Origin of the sequence: Pseudomonas sp. A0308 (assembly GCF_044218815.1) — a bacterium.
Classification (GTDB): Bacteria; Pseudomonadota; Gammaproteobacteria; order Pseudomonadales; family Pseudomonadaceae; genus Aquipseudomonas; species Aquipseudomonas iridis.
In genome coordinates this window covers 4,554,027-4,572,998 of sequence record NZ_CP162581.1, presented here as the reverse complement: position 1 = coordinate 4,572,998, position 18,972 = coordinate 4,554,027, and the positions used below count along the sequence as shown (strand labels likewise).

The window sequence follows — 18,972 nt, the reverse complement described above, 5'->3', positions numbered from 1 at the left end:
TTCTACCTCAGCTTCAGGGTGGCAAGGCCAACCAGCACGAGAATCACGGTGATGATCCAGAAACGGACGATCACGCGCGGCTCGGGCCAGCCCTTGAGTTCAAAGTGGTGGTGTATCGGTGCCATGCGGAATACGCGGCGACCGGTCAGCTTGAAGGATGCAACCTGGATGACCACCGACAGGGTTTCCATCACGAACACGCCGCCCATGATGAACAGGACGATTTCCTGACGGACGATCACCGCGATGGTGCCCAGTGCAGCACCCAGCGCCAGTGCGCCGACGTCGCCCATGAAGACTTGGGCCGGATAGGTGTTGAACCAGAGGAAACCCAGACCGGCACCGATCAGCGCGCCGCAGAACACAATCAGTTCGCCTGCGCCCGGCACATACGGGATCAACAGGTATTCAGCGAATTTCACGTTACCCGACAGGTAGCAGAAGATGCCGAGACCACCGCCGACCATCACGGTCGGCATGATCGCCAGACCGTCGAGGCCGTCGGTGAGGTTGACCGCGTTGCTCGAACCGACAATCACGAAATAGGTCAGCACAATGAAGCCGAAGCCCAGCGGAATGCTGTAATCCTTGAGCATCGGCAGGATCAGCGTGGTTTCCACCGGCGTCGAAGCGGTCATATAAAGGAAGATCGCCGCGCCCAGACCAAACACCGACTGCCAGAAATACTTCCAGCGGCTTGGCAAGCCACGCGAATTCTTCTCGATGACTTTGCGGTAATCGTCGACCCAGCCGATGGCGCCGAACAACAGAGTCACCAGCAACACAGTCCAGACATAGCGGTTGCTCAGGTCAGCCCAGAGCAAAGTACTGACGCCGATGGACGACAGAATCAGTGCGCCGCCCATGGTCGGGGTACCCGACTTGGACAGGTGCGATTGCGGACCGTCGTTACGAACGGACTGGCCGATCTGACGGTTCTGCAGAGTGCGGATCATCCACGGGCCATAGCACAGCGACAAAACCAGCGCGGTCAGCACACCGAGGATCCCGCGCAGGGTCAGGTACTGAAAGACCGCGAAGCCTTTGTGGAACTGTTGCAGATACTCCGCTAGCAGCAGCAGCATTAATGTTTCTCCAGACTGGACCCACACAGAGCCGCAACGATGTTTTCCATCGCTGCACTGCGCGAACCCTTGATCAAAATGGTGGTGTTTGTGTCCTGCTCGGCGTCCAGGGCCTGGATCAGTTCGGCCTGTGTACCGAAGTGATGCGCCTGCTCACCGAATGCGTTGACGGCGTGAACCATGTTCGGTCCAACCGCGTACAGCGCGGAAATCTTGCCCCGGGCGTATTCGCCCACGTCGCGGTGCCCCTGCTCCGCCCAATCGCCCAACTCGCCGATATCTCCGAGCACCAGGACGGTGCGGCCGGAAAAGCCGGCGAGTATATCAACGGCCGCGCACATCGAGGTGGGGTTTGCGTTGTAAGTGTCATCAATCACGCGCATGCCGTTTTTCGCCAATTGCGCGACGGTGCGGCCCTTGACCGGTTGCACCGCGCCAAGGCCAGTGGCGATGCCGAACAGCGACACACCCAAAGCGTGGGCAGCAGCGGCGGCGGCCATGGAGTTGGCAACGTTATGGGTGCCGAGCAGGTTCAGTTGAACGCGCTCGCTACCTTCGGGCGTGTGCAGATTGAAGGCCGGGCAACCGCGTGCATCAGTGCTCAGGTCGCTGGCGTAGAAGTCCGCTTGAGTGTTGCTCAGCGCGAAGGTCAGCACTTTGCGACCGGCAGCGCGGGTCTTCCAGATACCAAAGGCCTTGTCGTCGAGGTTGAGCACGGCGATGCCATCGGCCGCCAGCCCTTCGATGATTTCTCCTTTGGCTTCGACGATTTTTTCCGGGCCACCGAACTCACCAACGTGAGCGGTACCGGCATTGTTCAGGATCGCTACGTGCGGCTTGGTCAGCCCGACGGTGTAGGCGATTTCGCCCAGACGCGAGGCGCCCAGTTCGATCACGGCGGAGGTGTGTTCCGGGGCGAGCTCGATCAGGGTTAGCGGAACACCGAGGTCGTTGTTCAGGTTGCCGCGTGTTGCCAGCACCGGACCGCGCGTACGCAGGATGCTGGCGAGCATTTCCTTGACCGTGGTCTTGCCGCTGGAACCGGTGACGGCAGCCACTGGCTGAGTGAACGCGGCACGGTTCAAGGCACCCAACTGGCCCAAGGCCTGACGGGTATCCTTGACCAGCAATTGCGGCAAGGTGCTGTCGGCGACTTCGCGCTCGACCAATGCAGCAACGGCGCCTTTGCCGGCGACGTCGTTCAGATAATCATGACCGTCGAAACGCGGGCCAGTCAGGGCAATAAACAGTTGGCCGGGTTTGATCCCGCGGCTGTCGATGCTCACGCCGTCGAAACTGGCATCGGCGCCGATCAGGCGTGCGTCGAGCGCGTTGGTCAGCTCGCTGAGTGTCAGGGCCTTAAGCATGGGCCACCTCCCAAGCGGTCAGCGCGTGATCGGCTTCGACCAGGTCAGAGAAGGCATGACGCTCGCCATTGATTTCCTGATAGTCCTCGTGACCTTTACCGGCCAGAACGATCACGTCATCCGCCGAAGCCTCGGCAATCAATTGCGCGATTGCCTGACCACGACCGGAGACGAAGGTGACTTTATCCACAGCCGTGAAACCGGCGCGGATGTCATCGAAAATCACTGCCGGGTCTTCGGTGCGCGGATTGTCATCCGTGACAAGCACTTGATCGGCCAGACGCTCGACCACTTCAGCCATCAACGGACGCTTGCCGCGATCACGATCACCGCCACAGCCGAACAGGCACAGCAACTGACCTTTGACGTGCGGGCGCAAAGCCGTCAGGACTTTTTCCAGCGCATCCGGGGTGTGCGCGTAATCGACCACCACCAACGGCTGAGTGCCGCCGCCAAGACGCTGCATGCGTCCGGCCGGGCCTTCGAGTTTCGGCAGTACCTTGAGAATTTCGTCGAGCGCGTAATCCAGGCCGAGCAAGGCGCCAACGGCTGCCAATACGTTGCTCAGGTTGAAACGGCCGAGCAGCGTGCTGCGCAGATGATGCTCGCCCTGCGGCGTGACCAAGGTGGCGCGCACGCCATGATCGTCAAACTGCGCTTCGCGGCAGTACAGGTAAGCGCTGCTGTCGAGCAGGCTGTAGGTGATCAAACGCGACTCGCGTTTTTCGGCGGCCAGTTGCCGGCCGAAATCGTCGTCGAGGTTGACCACACGGCACTTCAGATCATTCCAGGCGAACAGCTTGGCCTTGGCCTGCGCGTAAGCCTCCATCGTGCCGTGATAATCCAGATGATCGCGGGACAGGTTGGTCATCACGGCAACGTCGAACGCCAGCGCGGTGACGCGGCCCTGATCCAGACCGTGGGACGACACTTCCATGGCCACGGCTTTGGCGCCAGCCTTTTTCAGGTCGCCCAGAGTCGCTTGCACGGCGATCGGATTCGGCGTGGTGTGCAGGCCGCTTTGCAATGCGCCATAGAAGCCGGAACCGAGGGTGCCGACAATGCCGCAATGCTGGCCGAGCAGATCCAGCGCCTGCGCAACCAGTTGGGTCACGCTGGTTTTACCGTTGGTGCCCGTCACCCCCACCAGGTTCAGGTGATGGCTTGGCTCACCGTAAAAACGCCCGGCAATGTCCGACAGCTGCGCTGCCAGGCCCTTGACCGGAATCAGCGGCACATCGGTGATTGGCAGCACCGTGGCGCCTTCCACTTCATAGGCCACAGCAGCGGCGCCACGTTGCAAGGCATCGGCAATGTGCGCACGCCCATCGAATTTGCCGCCCGGCACCGCGAGGAACAGGTCGCCCGCACGTACGTTACGGCTATCCAGCGCCAATTCACGAATCAACAGATCGTGGCCGGCGTGGGGGAATATCTTGTTCAGACTTAATGACATCAGCCGCGCCCTCCATTGGCTTTCAGCGGAACGACCGGGGTCGTGTTGGCCTGTTGTGGGGTCGGCAGGTTATCCGGGGTCACGTTCATCAAGCGCAGGGTGCCGGACATCACACGGCTGAACACCGGCGCGGAAACCAGACCACCGAAGTAACCGGCCTTGCTTGGTTCATCGATCACCACAACGATGGCGTAACGCGGATCGCTCATCGGGCCGAAGCCGGCGAACAGCGAACGGTAGGAGTTTTCGGCGTAGCCCTTGGTGCCCACCGAGGTCTTGCGCGCCGTACCCGATTTGCCCGCCACGTGATACGCCGGCACCTGCGCACGGAACACACCGCGCGGGGCTTCGATCACTTGGGTCAACATGCCCTGCATGGTTTTCGCGACAGCTTCCGGCAGCACTTGTGTGGTTTGCGGCATTTTGTCGGTTTTGATCAGCGTCAGCGGTGCGAGGCGACCGTTGTTGGCCAGCGCCGAGAAGGCGTGAACCAGTTGAATCGCGGTGACGGAAATACCGTAACCGTAGGACAGCGTCGCCGTCTCTGCCTTGCGCCATTCGCGGTAGTTCGGCAGGTTACCGACACGCTCGCCCGGGAAGCCGAGGCCGGTGTCCTGGCCGAGACCGACTTTCTGCGCCAGGCGGAAAATCGTTTCACCGCCGATATCGAACGCGACCTTACTCATGCCGACGTTACTGGAATTGATCAGGATGCCGGTCAGGTCGAGTACCGGACCTTCGGACCTCGAAACGTCCTTGATGGTGTATTTGCCGATCTGCAGCGTGCCTGGGTAAACCTCGACGGTATCGCTCGGTTTCCAGCGACCGGTTTCGATCGCGGCGGCCATCGAGATGGCTTTCATGGTCGAACCCGGTTCGAACACGTCGATCATCGCGCGGTTACGCATCATCGCCGGTTGCAGGTTGCGACGGTTGTTCGGGTTGTAGGTCGGCTGGTTGACCATCGCGAGGATCTCGCCGGTCTTCACGTCCACGATCACCAGGCTGCCAGCCTTGGCGCCGTTCTCGATGATCGCGTTACGCAGCTCGCGGTTGGCCAGATATTGCAGGCGCAGGTCAATGGACAACGCCAAGGGCTTGCCGGCCTTGGCGTTTTTGGTGACCTGGACATCCTTGATCAGCCGACCGCGCCGATCCTTGATGACTTGTCGCTTGCCCGGCACACCGGCCAGCCATTCGTCGTAGGCCAGTTCGACGCCTTCGCGCCCGTGATCATCGATGTCGGTAAATCCGACCATGTGCGCGGTGACCTCACCGGCAGGGTAGAACCGGCGGAATTCTTCGATGCCGTAAACGCCCGGCACTTTCAGGTCGAGCACGGACTGGCCCTGCTCAGGGGTTAGCCCGCGCACCAGATAAATGAATTCTTTGTTGGCCTGCGCCTCAAGGCGTTCGGTCAGGGCTTTCGGGTCCTGACCCAGCGCGGCGGCCAGTGCTGGCCACTTCTCTTTGGCCGTCTGCATTTCCTTGGCGTTGGCCCACAGGGTGGTCACCGGGGTACTGACGGCCAAAGGCTCGCCGTTACGGTCGGTGATCAGACCACGGTGAGCAGGAATCGGGATGTGACGAAGACTGCGTGCATCGCCCTGACCTTTGAGGAAGTCACGGTCAACCACTTGCAGGTCAATGATGCGCCAGCAGATCGCAGCCACCATCAAACCGAGCAGCGTCACCATCAGGCGGAAGCGCCACGGGAACAGTGCGCCTTCAAGTTTCATCATGGCGCCACCATCTTCACGTCAGCCGCGCCAGGGATATGCATTTTCAGTTGTTCGGTGGCCAGCACTTCGATCCGGCTGTGTGCGGTCCAGGTGCTTTGCTCGAGAATCAAGCGGCCCCACTCGGCCTGCGCCTTGTCGCGCACGCTGAGCTCGTTATAAAGATTGTTGAGCAGCTGGCGGTTCCAGTGCGCGCTGTAAGACACCGCGATGGCCGACACGAGCACGGCAACAAACAGCAGCAGCATGAAAAAGCTGCCGCCGGGCAGTGGCTTGGCGAAAAGCTTGCTCAACGCAATTTCTCCGCGACGCGCATGACGGCGCTACGGGAACGTGGGTTGGCTTTGAGTTCGGCGTCGGAGGCCGTCTGCGCTTTGCCATGGACTTTGATTTTCGGCTCGAACGCCACATGGCGAACCGGCAGGTTGCGCGGCAGGTTATCGGCTTCGCCTTTCACCAGCTTGCGCATGAACAGTTTGACGATGCGGTCTTCCAGGGAATGGAAGCTGATCACGACCAGACGGCCGCCCACTTCCAGGGCTTCCAGCGCCGCTTCGAGGCCGGCTTCCAGATCGCCCAATTCGTTGTTGACGTGAATGCGCAAACCCTGGAACGCACGGGTGGCCGGATTCTTGCCCTTTTCCCATGCCGGGTTGGCAACCTTGAGCACTTCGGCCAGATCGGCGGTACGCTCGAAAGGTTTGATATCGCGACGCTCGGCGACGGCACGCGCCATGCGACCGGAGAAACGCTCTTCACCGTATTCCTTGAACACCCGGGCGATTTCTTCAGCCGGCGCGGTGTTGACGAATTCAGCAGCGCTGATGCCGCGGGACGGATCCATGCGCATATCCAGCGGGCCGTCATTGAGGAAACTGAAACCGCGCTCAGCGTCATCGAGTTGCGGCGAGGACACGCCCAGGTCGAGCAGAATACCGCTGACCTTGCCGGCCAGACCGCGCTCGGCGATTTCCGAACCGAGCTCGGCAAAGCTGCGCTGCACAACGACAAAGCGGCCGTCTTCGGCCGCTAGCGTTTGCCCGGTGGCAATCGCTTGAGGATCCTTGTCGAATCCGATGAGTCGACCGTCCGGTCCGAGCTGGCTGAGGATCAAACGACTGTGTCCGCCGCGCCCGAACGTACCGTCCAGATAGCAGCCATCAGGACGTACGGCGAGAGCCTCGACGGCTTCGTCAAGCAGTACGGTGATGTGGTTAAAGCCGCTATCAATAGTCACAGGATCAAATCACGCAGTTCATCAGGCATCGCGCCCGGTTGTTGAATGGCAGCAAGGTCAGCGGCAGATACCGCGTTCCATGCATCCTCGTCCCACAATTGGAACTTGTTCAGTTGGCCCACCAGCATCGCTTTCTTATCAAGCTTTGCGTATTCGCGCAGACGCGGTGGAACCAGAAAACGACCACTGCCATCGAGTTCGAGGTCGACGGCATTACCAATCAATAAACGCTGCAAGCGGCGGTTCTCTTCACGAAGCGAAGGGAGCGCGCGCAACTTGGTTTCAATAATTTCCCACTCGTCGAGCGGGTAGACACAAAGACACGGATCAACGGCATCAATGGTGACGATCAATTGGCCGGAACTACGCGAATCCAGCTCGTCACGGTACCGGCTCGGCATAGCGAGACGGCCCTTTGCATCGAGACTGATAGCGTTAGCTCCGCGAAACACGTCTGCGTTTCTCCAATTTTTATCGTTTTGAGCTCAAAAAACCCACTTCATGCCACTTTCCGCCACTTGTGCACACTATAGGAATGCGGCCACCACACCGTCAAGGCGCGGATTAAAGGAAAAGCCTTACAGAACGGAGATTTAGGAGCATAAAAGGAGGAGTAACGAGAATCTGACGGAGACTTTTGACCCATAACTTGATGCAGCACTGAAAGCTGCGCTCGAAAGTTAAAGTAATTTGTTAAGAGTAAGATTTTTTCGGTATTACAAAAGCGCTTCTGCTGTTGATTGAAGCAAGGTGGGAAAAGGCTATTACTGCAATTGCCGCTGCCGAACTTTCAGAGCAGGCCTGCTGATATTACACAGCCCCGATGCCATTGATTCAAGCAGGGAAAGAAAAAGGTGGAGAGTCGATCTGTAAGCCGGGTTTTGTCTTGAACAGTCATTCGTCTACGATGGCCATCACTGGACATCTTTAGCAACCTACCCGGTCCCAGCGCGGGCCACGCCTTGGGACCCTATTTGGTCTTGCTCCAAGTGGGGTTTACCTAGCCACGAACTGTTGCCAGACGCGCGGTGCGCTCTTACCGCACCTTTTCACCCTTACCGGCGCCGAAGCGCTTAGGCGGTTATTTTCTGTGGCACTTTCCGTAGGCTCACGCCTCCCAGGCATTACCTGGCACTTCGCCCTATGGAGCCCGGACTTTCCTCCCCCCCCTAATTTTCATAGAGGGCAGCGACTGTCCGATCGACTCTCCACCGCGAAGGTTAACGGCAGAGCGAGCGAAGAACAAGCGCTAAAAGCCTCAAGACCGCTATGGGCGACGGCTTACACGTCTTTCTGTTTATCCAGCGCGACCTGATAAAGGACGTTTTTACGCTCACCGGTGATCTGCGCTGCCAGCGCGGCGGCACGCTTGAGCGGCATCTCTTCAAGCAACAGATTGAGGATGCGCATGGCTTCGCTGCTGACCGCGTCCTCGCTATCAGGGGCCGTCCAGCCGGCAACCAACACCACGCATTCGCCGCGCTGCTGATTGCTGTCGGACTCGACGAATGCGCGCAATTCAGCCAGTGGCAGCCCCTTGAGCGTTTCAAAGGTCTTGGTGATTTCACGGGCCAGCAGTGCCTGCCGTTCGCCACCGAACACTGCTTCCATGTCCTGTAGACATTCCAGAATGCGGTGCGGGGCTTCGTAGAAAATCAGTGTACGCGGCTCTTCCTTGACTGCTTCGAGTCGCGCCTTGCGCCCAACCGACTTGGCCGGCAGGAAACCTTCGAAGATGAATCGATCAGACGGCAGGCCCGCTGCCGACAATGCTGCGATCAACGCGCAGGCACCCGGCACCGGCACCACATTGATCCCGGCAGCGCGAGCCTGACGCACCAGGTGATAGCCCGGATCGGAAATCAGCGGCGTGCCCGCGTCGGAAATCAGCGCGACGCTATCTCCCGCCAGCAGACGGGTGATAAAGCGGCTACCTTCATCTCGTTCGTTATGTTCGTGGCAAGCGGCCAACGGCGTCGAAATACCGAAGTGCTGCATCAGTCGTTGCGAGTGACGCGTATCCTCGGCAGCGATCAGCGCCACTTCACGGAGGATTTTCAGTGCCCGGGCGCTGATGTCGTCCAGGTTGCCGATGGGCGTCGCCACCACATAAAGCGAGCCGGCAGCGGAATTCAGGGAACCTGGAGCAGTCAAAGCGCACACCTCATGATCGGTAAAAACCGGCATTGTAACGCGTCACGAGGCTTGCGACGTCCTCTGCCGGCCTGCGGTTTTGCGCGCAGTCATGCGACCCCGCAACATTTACTTCAGCTAAATTGACCGATTCACGCCAGCAACATCGCGCCCCGGCCAGTGCTTGGGTACAATTCCACGCTAATTTGATCGAGTATCAGGAACACTTACATGATCGCTTGCCTGCGGCTGTTCACTGCCCTCTGCCTCGCTGCCCTTTTGGCGGCTTGCGCCAGTTCCCCTTCCTCCAGCCTTGGCGAACTTCCACGGACTCCGGACGCCAGCATCGAGCAACTGCTCGAACAGGCTTCCCAGGCTAAAACCCCGGAAAAAGCCGCCCTGTTGCGCCTGAGCGCAGCAGACCTGGCCTATCGCCAAGGCAATGCCGGGCAGTCTGCGCAGATCCTGCAACAAGTGCCGGTGGAGCAACTCAAGCCGGGCCAGCAGATTTTTGCCAATACACTGTCCGCCGAACTCGCGATGACGCGTAATCAGCCGAAAGCGGCGCTGACCGCCCTTAGCCATCCAAGCCTGCAGAAACTGGGTGAAATGCCGGAAGAGCAACAAGTCCGCACCGGCACCGTTCATGCTCGCGCCCTCGAAGCCGATGGCCAGACCCTGGCTGCCGCCCGCGAGCGCATCTTCATTGCGCCGATGCTGAAAGACGAAGCTGCGAGCAAGAACCATGAAGCGATCTGGACTTTGATCGCCTCGCTGCCGACCGATCAACTGCAACCGAACACCACCGATGACCTCGGCGGCTGGATGGGCCTGGCGCTGGCCGTGAAAACCGCCGGCACGCTCGAACAGCAACAAGCCGCAATCGATACCTGGCGCGCGCAGAATCCAAAGCACCCGGCTGCAATCAATCTGCCGCTGCCGCTGACCAAGCTCAAGGAACTGGCCAGCCAGCCGCTGAGCAAAATCGCCCTGCTACTACCACAGGACGGCCAACTGGCGTCGGTCGGCAAAGCACTGCGCGAAGGTTTCATGGCTGCGCACTATCAGGCCCAACAGGCCGGGCAGAAGCCACCAGCGATCGAGTTCTATGACAGCTCGAAACTGACCTCCATGGACGAGTTCTACCGCAAGGCTCAGGCCGACGGCGTGCAACTGGTCGTCGGTCCACTGGAAAAAACGCTGGTCAAACAACTGAGCACCCGCCCGCAACTGCCGATCACCACCCTCGCGCTGAACTACAGCGAAGGCGATCAAGGTCCGGCGCAGCTGTTCCAGTTTGGCCTTGCAGCTGAAGACGAAGCCCGCGAAGTATCCCGCCGCGCCCGCGCCGACGGCCTGCAACGCGCCGCGATCATGGTGCCGAAAGGCGAATGGGGCGACCGCGTCCTGCGCGCGTTCAGCCAGGATTGGCAAGCCAATGGCGGCAGCATCGTTGCCACCGAGCGTGTCGACCAGCCAGTGCAACTGGCCCAGCAAATTGCCGACATGTTCCAACTGCGCCAGAGCGAAGCCCGCGCCAAGAGCCTGCAAAATGCTGCAGGCACCAACGTTGCCGCTCAGCCATCGCGCCGTCAGGACATCGAATTCATCTTCCTCGCCGCGACTCCGCAACAGGCGCAGCAGATCAAGCCGACCCTGAATTTCCAGTACGCCGGTGACGTCCCTGTCTATGCGACCTCGCACGTTTACAGCGCCAGCGGCGATGTGAACCAGTACAACGACATGAACGGCATCCGCTTCTGCGAAACGCCTTGGCTGCTGGAAACCAGCGATCCGCTGCGCCAGCAAGTCACCGCGCAGTGGCCACAAGCCGCCGGCAGCCTTGGGCGCCTGTACGCCATGGGCGCCGATGCTTATCGTCTGGCACCGCGTCTGGGCCAACTCAAAGCCCTGCCGGACAGCCGCATCGAAGGTCAGTCGGGCAGCCTCAGCATGACCCAGACTCAGCGTATTGTGCGTCAACTGCCTTGGGCTCAATTCGTCAGCGGCCAGGTTCAGCGCCTGCCGGACACCCAGCGCTAATGCCTGACAGGTCACGCTCGCAAAGCGGTAAGGATGCCGAGCGCCAGGCGCTCGAACATCTGCAAAATCAGGGGCTGCGCCTGCTGGCGCAGAACTGGTTATGTAAACGCGGCGAGCTTGATCTGGTCATGCTTGATGGCGATACAGTAGTATTCGTTGAAGTTCGCTACAGAAAAAACACTCAATGGGGTGGTGCGCTCGCTAGCATCGATGAGCGCAAGCAGCAGAAACTGATTTTCGCTGCACAGTATTTTCTTCAGCGCGAGTCGCGTTGGGCCAATTCCCCCTGCCGCTTCGACGTGGTGGCCATCGACAGCCATCCGAGCCAGCTGAACTGGTTGCAGAATGCTTTCGACAGTTGATTGCCTGCCGCCAACCCGGATATTTCCACCCGACAACTTTTGCTCTTTGCTTTGCGGGCTGCACATTCATGTGCCGAACAGCCGCGCTACTTAAGGTCACACAGATGGACATGCAATCGCGAATTCGCCAGCTTTTTCAGGCCAGTATCGACACCAAGCAACAGGCGATGGACGTACTTGCACCGCACATCGAGCAAGCCAGCCAGATCATGGTCAACGCCCTGCTCAACGAAGGCAAAATGCTTTCGTGCGGCAACGGTGGTTCTGCCGGCGACGCCCAGCATTTCTCCTCGGAACTGCTCAACCGCTTCGAGCGCGAGCGCCCGAGCCTGCCGGCCATCGCCCTGACCACCGATACGTCGACGATCACCTCGATCGCCAACGACTACAGCTACAACGAAGTGTTCTCCAAGCAGATCCGTGCACTCGGTCAGCCAGGCGATGTTTTGCTGGCGATTTCGACCAGCGGTAACTCGGCGAACATTATTCAAGCGATCCAGGCCGCACATGATCGCGAAATGATTGTCGTAGCTTTGACCGGACGCGATGGCGGCGGCATGGCGTCACTGCTGTTGCCCGAGGACGTCGAGATTCGCGTACCGGCCAACGTCACTGCACGTATTCAAGAAGTCCACTTGCTGGCGATCCATTGCCTCTGCGATCTGATCGACAGCCAACTGTTCGGGAGTGAAGAATGACCCCTAATCGCCTTGGCCTTCTGGCCTTGACTCTGTGCCTCGGCATCAGCGGCTGCACTTCGGTGGTGAATGCCAGCCGTGAAGCGCCGATTGATGACGACCGCGGTACTCGCACCTTCGGCAGCAAGATCGATGACTCGCTGATCGAAACCAAAGTGGGCGTTAACGTGGCCAAGGCCGACCCGGCGCTGGACAACGACTCGCACGTGGTCGTCACCAGTTTCAACGGCGTCGTGCTGCTGGCTGGCCAGACACCGCGCGCAGACCTCAAGGCAAAGGCCGAACAGGCCGCTGCCAACGTTCAGCGCGTCAAGAAGGTGCACAACGAGCTGCAAGTGCTGCCACCCTCCTCCCTGCTGGCGCGTCAGAACGACACGTGGCTGACCACCAAGATCAAGACCCAGATGCTCACCGACGCCAGTATTCCCGGCTCGCGCATCAAGGTCGTGACCGAGAATGGCATCGTCTATCTGCTGGGTCTGCTGACCAAGCAGGAAGCCGCTCAGGCGACCAACCTCGTGCAGGGCGTATCCGGCGTGCAGAAGATTGTGAAGCTGTTCGAGTACATCGACTGACTTCTTCCTGGTAGGAGCAGCCTTCGGCAGCTCTTACAGGTTTAAAGCAGGCAATAAAAAAGGCGATCCATCCGGATCGCCTTTTTTATTACTTCACTACCTTCAGACTTGGCCGGCCGCTTGGGCGCGGTGGCTCGCTGTCCGGTGGCGGCAGGTCATCGTCCTGCTCGATATCGTCTTCGTCACCCATCGGCGACTCGATATCGAAGACCATGCCCTGACCGTTCTCCCGGGCATAAATGCCCAGGATGGCGCTGATCGGCACGTACAGACTGTGCGGGACACCACCAAAGCGACCTTCAAAGGTCACCACGTCGTTGTCCATGTGCAAATGACGCACAGCACTTGGCGAGATGTTCAGAACAATCTGCCCGTCACTGGCGAAACCCTGCGGCACCTGCACGGCCGGATACTCGGAGTTAACCAGCATGTGCGGGGTGCAATCGTTATCCACAATCCACTCGTAGAGCGCGCGGACCAGATAAGGTCGACTGGAGTTCATAGCGGCTCCTTAAGCCTTAGCGCATGTCGCGTTCGACACCAGACAGACTCGCCTGGAAAGCCTCACGCGCAAACGAGCGCTCCATGTAATCAAGCAACGGCTTGGCAGGCCGCGGCAGTTCAATACCCAGAATCGGCAAACGCCAGAGTATTGGCAATAGGCAGCAATCCACCAGACTTTGTTCCTCACTGAGGAAAAACGGCTTGTCGGCAAACAGCGGCGACACGCCAGTCAGGCTTTCGCGCAATTCCTTGCGCGCCACGACGCGCGCGGCCTCCTTGCTTTTAGGATCCAGAATCAGATCCACCAGACCACACCAGTCACGCTGAATGCGATGAATCAGCAGTCGGCTGTTGGCACGTGCCACCGGGTAAACCGGCAGCAACGGCGGGTGCGGGTAACGCTCATCCAGATACTCCATCACCACGGTCGACTCCCACAACGCCAAGTCACGATCGACCAGCGTCGGCAGACTTCCGTAAGGGTTCACCTCAATCAGTTTAGGCGGCTGGCGACCAGCTTCCACATAAATGATTTCGGCGCTGACACCCTTCTCTGCAAGCACGATGCGCACTCGGTGGGAATAGTGGTCGGCGGGGTCGGAGTAGCAGGCCAACCGATTGGTCACGCCCATGGCGATCCTCCTCGCTTGTTGAAATTATCGGAACCGGAAAAACGCGCGCGCCCAGAGGGCGCCTCCCGCAACACCTGGCTTACCAGGCGCTACGTTGTCGGAGGCGCCCTTGGGCGCGCGCGATTAACAGCAATGCTTGAAGCGTATCAGTGCACGTCTTTCCAGTATTCACGCTTGAGCAAATAGGCGAACACAAAGAAGAACGCCAGGTACAGCAAAACGTAAGTACCGATGCGCTGATGTTGCAGCTTAACCGGGTTAGCCGAGTAAGCCAGGAAGGTTACCAGATTCTTGACCTTCTCATCGAACTGCTCTTCATTCAGAGCACCGGATTTCGGCACGATGGTCAGTTGATCGCACGCTTCGTGAGTCAGAGGCGTACCGGTCAGCGGATCATATTGCTTCTTGCCGTCCTCGACGATCTGCACCTGTTTGCAACCTACAACCTGACGACCTTGCAGGCCGACCAGCACGTTAGGCATGCCGACGTTTGGGAAGACCGTGTTGTTCACGCCCCATGGACGTGCAGGGTCTTCGTAGAACGACTTCAGGTAACCGTAGAGCCAGTCAGTGCCACGAACGCGAGCCACCAGCGTCAGATCCGGCGGCGCTGCGCCGAACCAGGTCTTGGCGTCGGCAGGCTGCATGCCGATGTTCATGTGGTCACCGATCTTGGCGCCAGTGAACACCAGCTTCTCCAGCATCAGTTCGTGGGGTACGCCAAGATCATCGGCAACCCGCTCGTAACGCTGAAACTTGGCACTGTGGCAACCCATGCAATAGTTGGCAAAGGTACGCGCACCATCCTGCAGAGCAGCCTTGTCGCCGACGTCAATGTCGACTTTTTCCAGTTCCGGACCACCGTGTGGTGCCGCGAAAGACAGGACAGGCAAAGCAGCAAAAATCAGAGCAAAAAATAACTTTTTCATCAGCCAGTCACCCTTTCCGGAACCGGTTTGGTCTTCTCGAGCCTGGTGTAGAACGGCATCAGAATGAAGTAGGCGAAGTACAGGAAGGTGCAGACCTGCGATAGCAACGTACGACCCGGGGTTGGCGCCAGAACGCCGAGAATGCCGAGGATCACGAACGAAATGCAGAACACCACCAGCCAGATTTTGCTCATCCAGCCTTTATAGCGCATCGACTTGACCGGACTGCGATCGAGCCATGGCAAGACGAACAGCACTGCAATGGCCGCACCCATGGCGATAACACCCATGAGCTTGTCCGGGATCGCCCGCAGGATCGCGTAGTACGGCGTGAAGTACCAAACCGGCGCAATGTGCTCTGGCGTCTTGAACGGGTTGGCCGGTTCAAAGTTCGGCTTTTCGAGGAAATAGCCACCCATTTCCGGGAAGAAGAACACGATAAAGCAGAAGATGAACAAGAACACCACAACACCGACAATGTCTTTCACGGTGTAGTACGGATGGAAAGGAATGCCATCCAGCGGGATGCCGTTCTCGTCTTTGTGCTTCTTGATATCGACGCCGTCAGGGTTGTTCGAACCCACTTCATGCAGCGCCAGAATGTGCAGCACCACCAGACCGAGAATCACGATCGGCAAGGCCACAACGTGCAAGGCGAAGAAGCGGTTCAGGGTGATTCCGGAGATCAGATAGTCACCACGAATCCACTGGGTCAGGTCGTCGCCGATCAGCGGAATCGCACCGAACAGCGAGATGATCACCTGCGCACCCCAATAGGACATCTGACCCCACGGCAGCAAATAACCCATGAAGGCTTCGGCCATCAGCGCCAGGTAGATCAGCATGCCGAACACCCAGACCAGCTCACGCGGTTTCTGGTACGAACCGTAGAGCAAACCACGGAACATGTGCAGATAGACCACGATGAAGAACGCCGAAGCGCCAGTGGAGTGCAGCAGACGCAGGATCGAGCCGTACTCGACGTCGCGCATGATGTATTCAACAGAAGCGAACGCTTCTTCTGCCGACGGGGTGTAGCTCATCGTCAGCCAGACACCGGTGACGATCTGGTTAACCAGAACCAGAAGCGCCAGCGAGCCGAAAAAGTAGAAGAAGTTGAAGTTTTTTGGAGCGTAATACTTGCTGAGATGGTCTTCCCACATTTTTGTGGCAGGGAAGCGCGCATCTACCCAATCCATGAACTTGCTCATCACGCTTTCTCCGTATCGACGCCAATGACAATCAGGTCATCGGTCTCATAGGAATGCGGGGGAACTGGCAGGTTCAAAGGCGCGGGTTGCGACTTGTAGACGCGGCCAGCCAGATCGTAGTGGGAACCGTGGCAAGGGCAGAAATAACCGCCTACCCAGTCTTTACCCAGATCCGCAGGTGCCACTTCGGGACGGAAGGTCGGTGAGCAACCCAAGTGTGTGCAAATCCCGATCAGCAGGAGAATTTCCGGCTTGATCGAACGCACTTCAGGGTCGACATAGGTGGGTTGCGTGGAGTTTTTGGAGGTCGGATCGGAGAGTTGCCCCTCGATCTTTTTAAGATTCCCCAGGATTTCCTCGGTACGGCGGACAATGAACACCGGCTGACCGCGCCACTCAGCAATCATCTGCTGTCCTGGCTCGATTTTGCTGACATTCACTTTCACCGGTGCACCAGCGGCTTTCGCCTTGGCACTGGGAAACCATGACCCCACGAACGGGACCGCAGCCCCCACCGCTCCTGCAGCACCCACCACGGATGTGGCTGCTACCAAGAAGCGACGCCGGCCTGCATTCACGCCGTCATTGCTCATTCAGTCCTCTCCCATCAGCTTTTGTGGCCTGTTAAATCAGGCATCTACTAAATAAATCAATGTTACTTATAAAAATTTTGCCGAATGGTAATGAAAAGCCCCAATTCTGACAAGGGAATTACCCGGAGCTCTCACCCTCAAGCCTTGCAGTATAGGGGCTCTACGAATGTGGCAAGTTGTCACAGCGCAATTCTTTTGATAAATCGCAGGCATAAAAAAACGCCCGCTTCCGTGAGGAGGCGGGCGTTCTTTGAACGCGGAAGCGGAATTAACGCTTCGAGTACTGCGGACGCTTACGCGCTTTACGCAGACCAACTTTCTTACGTTCAACTTCACGGGCGTCGCGAGTAACGAAGCCAGCTTTACGCAGAGCGCCACGCAGGGTTTCGTCGTAGTCCATCAGAGCGCGAGTGATGCCGTGGCGGATTGCGCCAGCCTGACCACTTACACCACCACCGATCACGGTGACGTAGATGTCGAACTTCTCGACAGTCTCAGTCAGCTCCAGCGGCTGACGAACTACCATGCGGGCAGTTTCGCGGCCGAAGAAGTTTTCCAGCGAACGGTTGTTGATGGAGATATTACCAGTACCCGGACGCAGGAAAACGCGTGCGGTTGCGGTCTTGCGACGGCCAGTGCCGTAATTTTGAGTCGCCGACATAATGTACTATTCCGTTAAAACTTCAGTTCTTGGGGCTGCTGAGCAGTATGTGGGTGTGCAGCGCCCGCATAGACTTTCAGCTTACGGTACATGTCGCGACCCAGCGGGTTTTTAGGCAGCATGCCTTTAACCGCGGTCTCGATCACGCGCTCAGGGGCTTTAGCGATCAGCTTTTCAAAGTTGATCGACTTGATGCCGCCCGGGAAACCGGAGTGGGAGTAGTACATTTTGTCAGTGGTTTTAGCACCGGTAACACGAATCTGCTCAGCATTGATTACGACGATGTAGTCGCCGGTATCAACGTGAGGAGTGTACTCAGGCTTATGCTTGCCACGCAGACGGCTCGCGATTTCGGTGGCCAGACGACCCAGGGTCTGACCAGCAGCGTCGACGACAAACCAGTCGCGCTTTACTGTTTCTGGTTTAGCAGTAAAAGTTTTCATTCTTTATAGCCTCAGGGGCCGCCCTGTAAATTAGACGGCGGATCTTACTGAATAGTGCGTACTTTGACAAGTCAAAGGCAGCCGGATACAGACGCTTTCGGGGGCTCGGGTCGGCGCGTCCGTTCAACGGCAAGATTCTTCGGCGGCGGCGCATCACTTCCACTGCAGAAAGAGGTCGGCAATTATGCAGATTGCGAAAAATATTTCAACCTGCTTTTATGATTGTTTTGCCCAAGGAGCACCCGATGGACTATCGCCAGCTAGGCCGTACCGACCTGAACGTGAGTGCAATCTGCCTCGGCACCATGACCTGGGGCGAGCAAAACACTGAAGCTGAAGCCTTCGCCCAGATCGAACGGGCCAAAGAGGCCGGGATCAATTTCATCGACACCGCCGAGATGTATCCGGTACCGCCGAAAGCCGAAACCTACGCCACCACCGAGCGTTATATCGGCAATTACTTCAAAAGCCGTGGTGATCGCGCCGACTGGATCCTGGCCAGCAAGATCGCCGGCCCCGGCAACACCATCGACTACATCCGCGACAAAAACCTGCGCCACAACCGCCAACACATCACGGAAGCGGTGGATGCCAGCCTCAAGCGTCTGCAGACCGATTACATCGACCTCTACCAACTGCACTGGCCGGAGCGCAGCACCAACTTTTTTGGACAACTGGGCTACAAACACAAGATCGAAGCCAACCTGACGCCACTTGAAGACACCCTCGAAGCACTCGACGAGCAAGTGAAGGCCGGGAAAATCCGCCACATCGGCCTGTCCAACGAAACGCCGTGGGGCACCATGCGCTTCCTCGCCCTGGCCGAAGCACGGGGGTGGCCGCGTGCCGTGTCGATCCAGAACCCCTACAACCTGCTCAACCGCAGCTTTGAAATTGGCCTGGCAGAAATCGCCATCCGCGAACAATGCGGCTTGCTCGCCTATTCGCCGCTGGCGTTCGGTTTCCTGTCCGGCAAGTACGAAGGTGGCGCGCGCCCACCAAAAGGTCGTCTGAGCCTCTACAGCCGCTTCAGCCGCTATTTCAACGCGCAATCGGAAGCGGCGTGCAGCCGCTATGTCGCACTGGCCCGTGAACACGGTCTGGATCCGGCGCAAATGGCCTTGGCGTTCGTGACTCAGCAGCCGTTCGTCACCAGCAACATCATTGGCGCGACGACGCTGGAGCAGCTGGACAGCAACATCGCCAGTTTCGATCTGAAACTGTCGGATGAAGTGCTGGCGGGGATCGAGGCGATTCACAAGGATCATCCGAATCCTGCGCCGTGATCGTTTGATGCACCGCTT

The 18,972-nt window shown here is 58.6% G+C and carries 20 protein-coding genes and 1 other RNA gene; 5 read left to right on the top strand and 16 right to left on the bottom strand.

Translation table 11 applies throughout. The features are described from left to right. Window positions 1-2 precede the first annotated feature (2 nt). The 9 genes from mraY to rsmI all read right to left on the bottom strand — a co-directional run bounded on the left by mraY (window position 3) and on the right by rsmI (window position 9,071). Window positions 3-1,085, bottom strand: a complete 1,083-nt coding sequence (gene mraY / locus AB4P92_RS21190) for a phospho-N-acetylmuramoyl-pentapeptide-transferase (RefSeq protein WP_047303084.1) — start codon at window positions 1,083-1,085, stop codon at window positions 3-5. Then, window positions 1,085-2,452, bottom strand: coding sequence for a UDP-N-acetylmuramoyl-tripeptide--D-alanyl-D-alanine ligase (gene murF, locus AB4P92_RS21185; RefSeq protein WP_115148179.1), 1,368 nt, complete (start codon window positions 2,450-2,452; stop codon window positions 1,085-1,087). Before murF ends, mraY begins: the two co-directional genes overlap by 1 nt. Beyond that, window positions 2,445-3,908, bottom strand: coding sequence for a UDP-N-acetylmuramoyl-L-alanyl-D-glutamate--2,6-diaminopimelate ligase (locus AB4P92_RS21180; protein ID WP_261735993.1), 1,464 nt, complete (start codon window positions 3,906-3,908; stop codon window positions 2,445-2,447). The genes murF and AB4P92_RS21180 overlap by 8 nt, the downstream gene beginning before the upstream one ends. Further along, window positions 3,908-5,647: a penicillin-binding protein 2 gene (locus tag AB4P92_RS21175; protein ID WP_181818547.1), complete on the bottom strand. Its 1,740-nt coding sequence runs from the start codon at window positions 5,645-5,647 to the stop codon at window positions 3,908-3,910. The genes AB4P92_RS21180 and AB4P92_RS21175 overlap by 1 nt, the downstream gene beginning before the upstream one ends. Beyond that, complete coding sequence (ftsL, locus tag AB4P92_RS21170; RefSeq protein WP_042560990.1) at window positions 5,647-5,940, bottom strand: cell division protein FtsL; 294 nt, start codon at window positions 5,938-5,940, stop codon at window positions 5,647-5,649. Before ftsL ends, AB4P92_RS21175 begins: the two co-directional genes overlap by 1 nt. After that, window positions 5,937-6,884: a 16S rRNA (cytosine(1402)-N(4))-methyltransferase RsmH gene (gene rsmH, locus AB4P92_RS21165; protein ID WP_390896372.1), complete on the bottom strand. Its 948-nt coding sequence runs from the start codon at window positions 6,882-6,884 to the stop codon at window positions 5,937-5,939. Before rsmH ends, ftsL begins: the two co-directional genes overlap by 4 nt. Continuing rightward, a complete protein-coding gene (gene mraZ / locus AB4P92_RS21160) occupies window positions 6,881-7,336 on the bottom strand; it encodes a division/cell wall cluster transcriptional repressor MraZ (protein WP_042560992.1) in 456 nt (151 codons plus the stop codon). Before mraZ ends, rsmH begins: the two co-directional genes overlap by 4 nt. A gap of 402 nt (window positions 7,337-7,738) precedes the next feature. Continuing rightward, an RNA gene (gene rnpB / locus AB4P92_RS21155) (RNase P RNA component class A) lies at window positions 7,739-8,092 on the bottom strand. Window positions 8,093-8,165: 73 nt separating this feature from the next. Next, window positions 8,166-9,071: a 16S rRNA (cytidine(1402)-2'-O)-methyltransferase gene (gene rsmI / locus AB4P92_RS21150; RefSeq protein WP_200616147.1), complete on the bottom strand. Its 906-nt coding sequence runs from the start codon at window positions 9,069-9,071 to the stop codon at window positions 8,166-8,168. A 177-nt stretch (window positions 9,072-9,248) separates the two neighbouring features. Between rsmI and AB4P92_RS21145 the strand changes: the two genes are divergently transcribed. The 4 genes from AB4P92_RS21145 to AB4P92_RS21130 all read left to right on the top strand — a co-directional run bounded on the left by AB4P92_RS21145 (window position 9,249) and on the right by AB4P92_RS21130 (window position 12,695). Further along, the gene (locus AB4P92_RS21145; RefSeq protein ID WP_042560994.1) at window positions 9,249-11,060 is read left to right on the top strand and encodes a penicillin-binding protein activator; all 1,812 of its coding nucleotides are present in this window, start codon (window positions 9,249-9,251) and stop codon (window positions 11,058-11,060) included. Further along, window positions 11,060-11,422 (top strand): YraN family protein, encoded by a 363-nt coding sequence (locus tag AB4P92_RS21140; protein WP_042560995.1) that lies wholly within the window; start codon window positions 11,060-11,062, stop codon window positions 11,420-11,422. Before AB4P92_RS21145 ends, AB4P92_RS21140 begins: the two co-directional genes overlap by 1 nt. A 104-nt stretch (window positions 11,423-11,526) precedes the next feature. Continuing rightward, window positions 11,527-12,120, top strand: a complete 594-nt coding sequence (locus AB4P92_RS21135; RefSeq protein ID WP_008082788.1) for a phosphoheptose isomerase — start codon at window positions 11,527-11,529, stop codon at window positions 12,118-12,120. Continuing rightward, window positions 12,117-12,695: a BON domain-containing protein gene (locus AB4P92_RS21130; RefSeq protein ID WP_042560996.1), complete on the top strand. Its 579-nt coding sequence runs from the start codon at window positions 12,117-12,119 to the stop codon at window positions 12,693-12,695. Before AB4P92_RS21135 ends, AB4P92_RS21130 begins: the two co-directional genes overlap by 4 nt. 88 nt (window positions 12,696-12,783) lie before the next feature. On the opposite strand, the gene AB4P92_RS21125 is transcribed toward AB4P92_RS21130, so the two are convergent. From AB4P92_RS21125 to rplM, 7 genes are all read right to left on the bottom strand, one after another. After that, complete coding sequence (locus AB4P92_RS21125) at window positions 12,784-13,197, bottom strand: ClpXP protease specificity-enhancing factor (protein WP_150592664.1); 414 nt, start codon at window positions 13,195-13,197, stop codon at window positions 12,784-12,786. Window positions 13,198-13,213: 16 nt separating this feature from the next. Then, a complete protein-coding gene (locus AB4P92_RS21120; protein WP_047303097.1) occupies window positions 13,214-13,831 on the bottom strand; it encodes a glutathione S-transferase N-terminal domain-containing protein in 618 nt (205 codons plus the stop codon). A gap of 146 nt (window positions 13,832-13,977) precedes the next feature. Then, window positions 13,978-14,760: a cytochrome c1 gene (locus AB4P92_RS21115; protein WP_047303099.1), complete on the bottom strand. Its 783-nt coding sequence runs from the start codon at window positions 14,758-14,760 to the stop codon at window positions 13,978-13,980. Beyond that, entirely contained in the window at window positions 14,760-15,971 is a 1,212-nt protein-coding gene (locus tag AB4P92_RS21110; RefSeq protein WP_042561000.1) for a cytochrome bc complex cytochrome b subunit, read from the bottom strand. Before AB4P92_RS21110 ends, AB4P92_RS21115 begins: the two co-directional genes overlap by 1 nt. Then, window positions 15,971-16,564: a ubiquinol-cytochrome c reductase iron-sulfur subunit gene (petA, locus tag AB4P92_RS21105; protein ID WP_007917031.1), complete on the bottom strand. Its 594-nt coding sequence runs from the start codon at window positions 16,562-16,564 to the stop codon at window positions 15,971-15,973. The genes AB4P92_RS21110 and petA overlap by 1 nt, the downstream gene beginning before the upstream one ends. Before the next feature lie 268 nt (window positions 16,565-16,832). Continuing rightward, complete coding sequence (gene rpsI / locus AB4P92_RS21100) at window positions 16,833-17,225, bottom strand: 30S ribosomal protein S9 (protein ID WP_008080273.1); 393 nt, start codon at window positions 17,223-17,225, stop codon at window positions 16,833-16,835. A gap of 14 nt (window positions 17,226-17,239) precedes the next feature. Further along, complete coding sequence (gene rplM, locus AB4P92_RS21095; protein ID WP_007917032.1) at window positions 17,240-17,668, bottom strand: 50S ribosomal protein L13; 429 nt, start codon at window positions 17,666-17,668, stop codon at window positions 17,240-17,242. Between the two features lie 245 nt (window positions 17,669-17,913). Between rplM and AB4P92_RS21090 the strand changes: the two genes are divergently transcribed. After that, complete coding sequence (locus AB4P92_RS21090; protein WP_041073179.1) at window positions 17,914-18,954, top strand: NADP(H)-dependent aldo-keto reductase; 1,041 nt, start codon at window positions 17,914-17,916, stop codon at window positions 18,952-18,954. Window positions 18,955-18,972 lie beyond the last annotated feature (18 nt).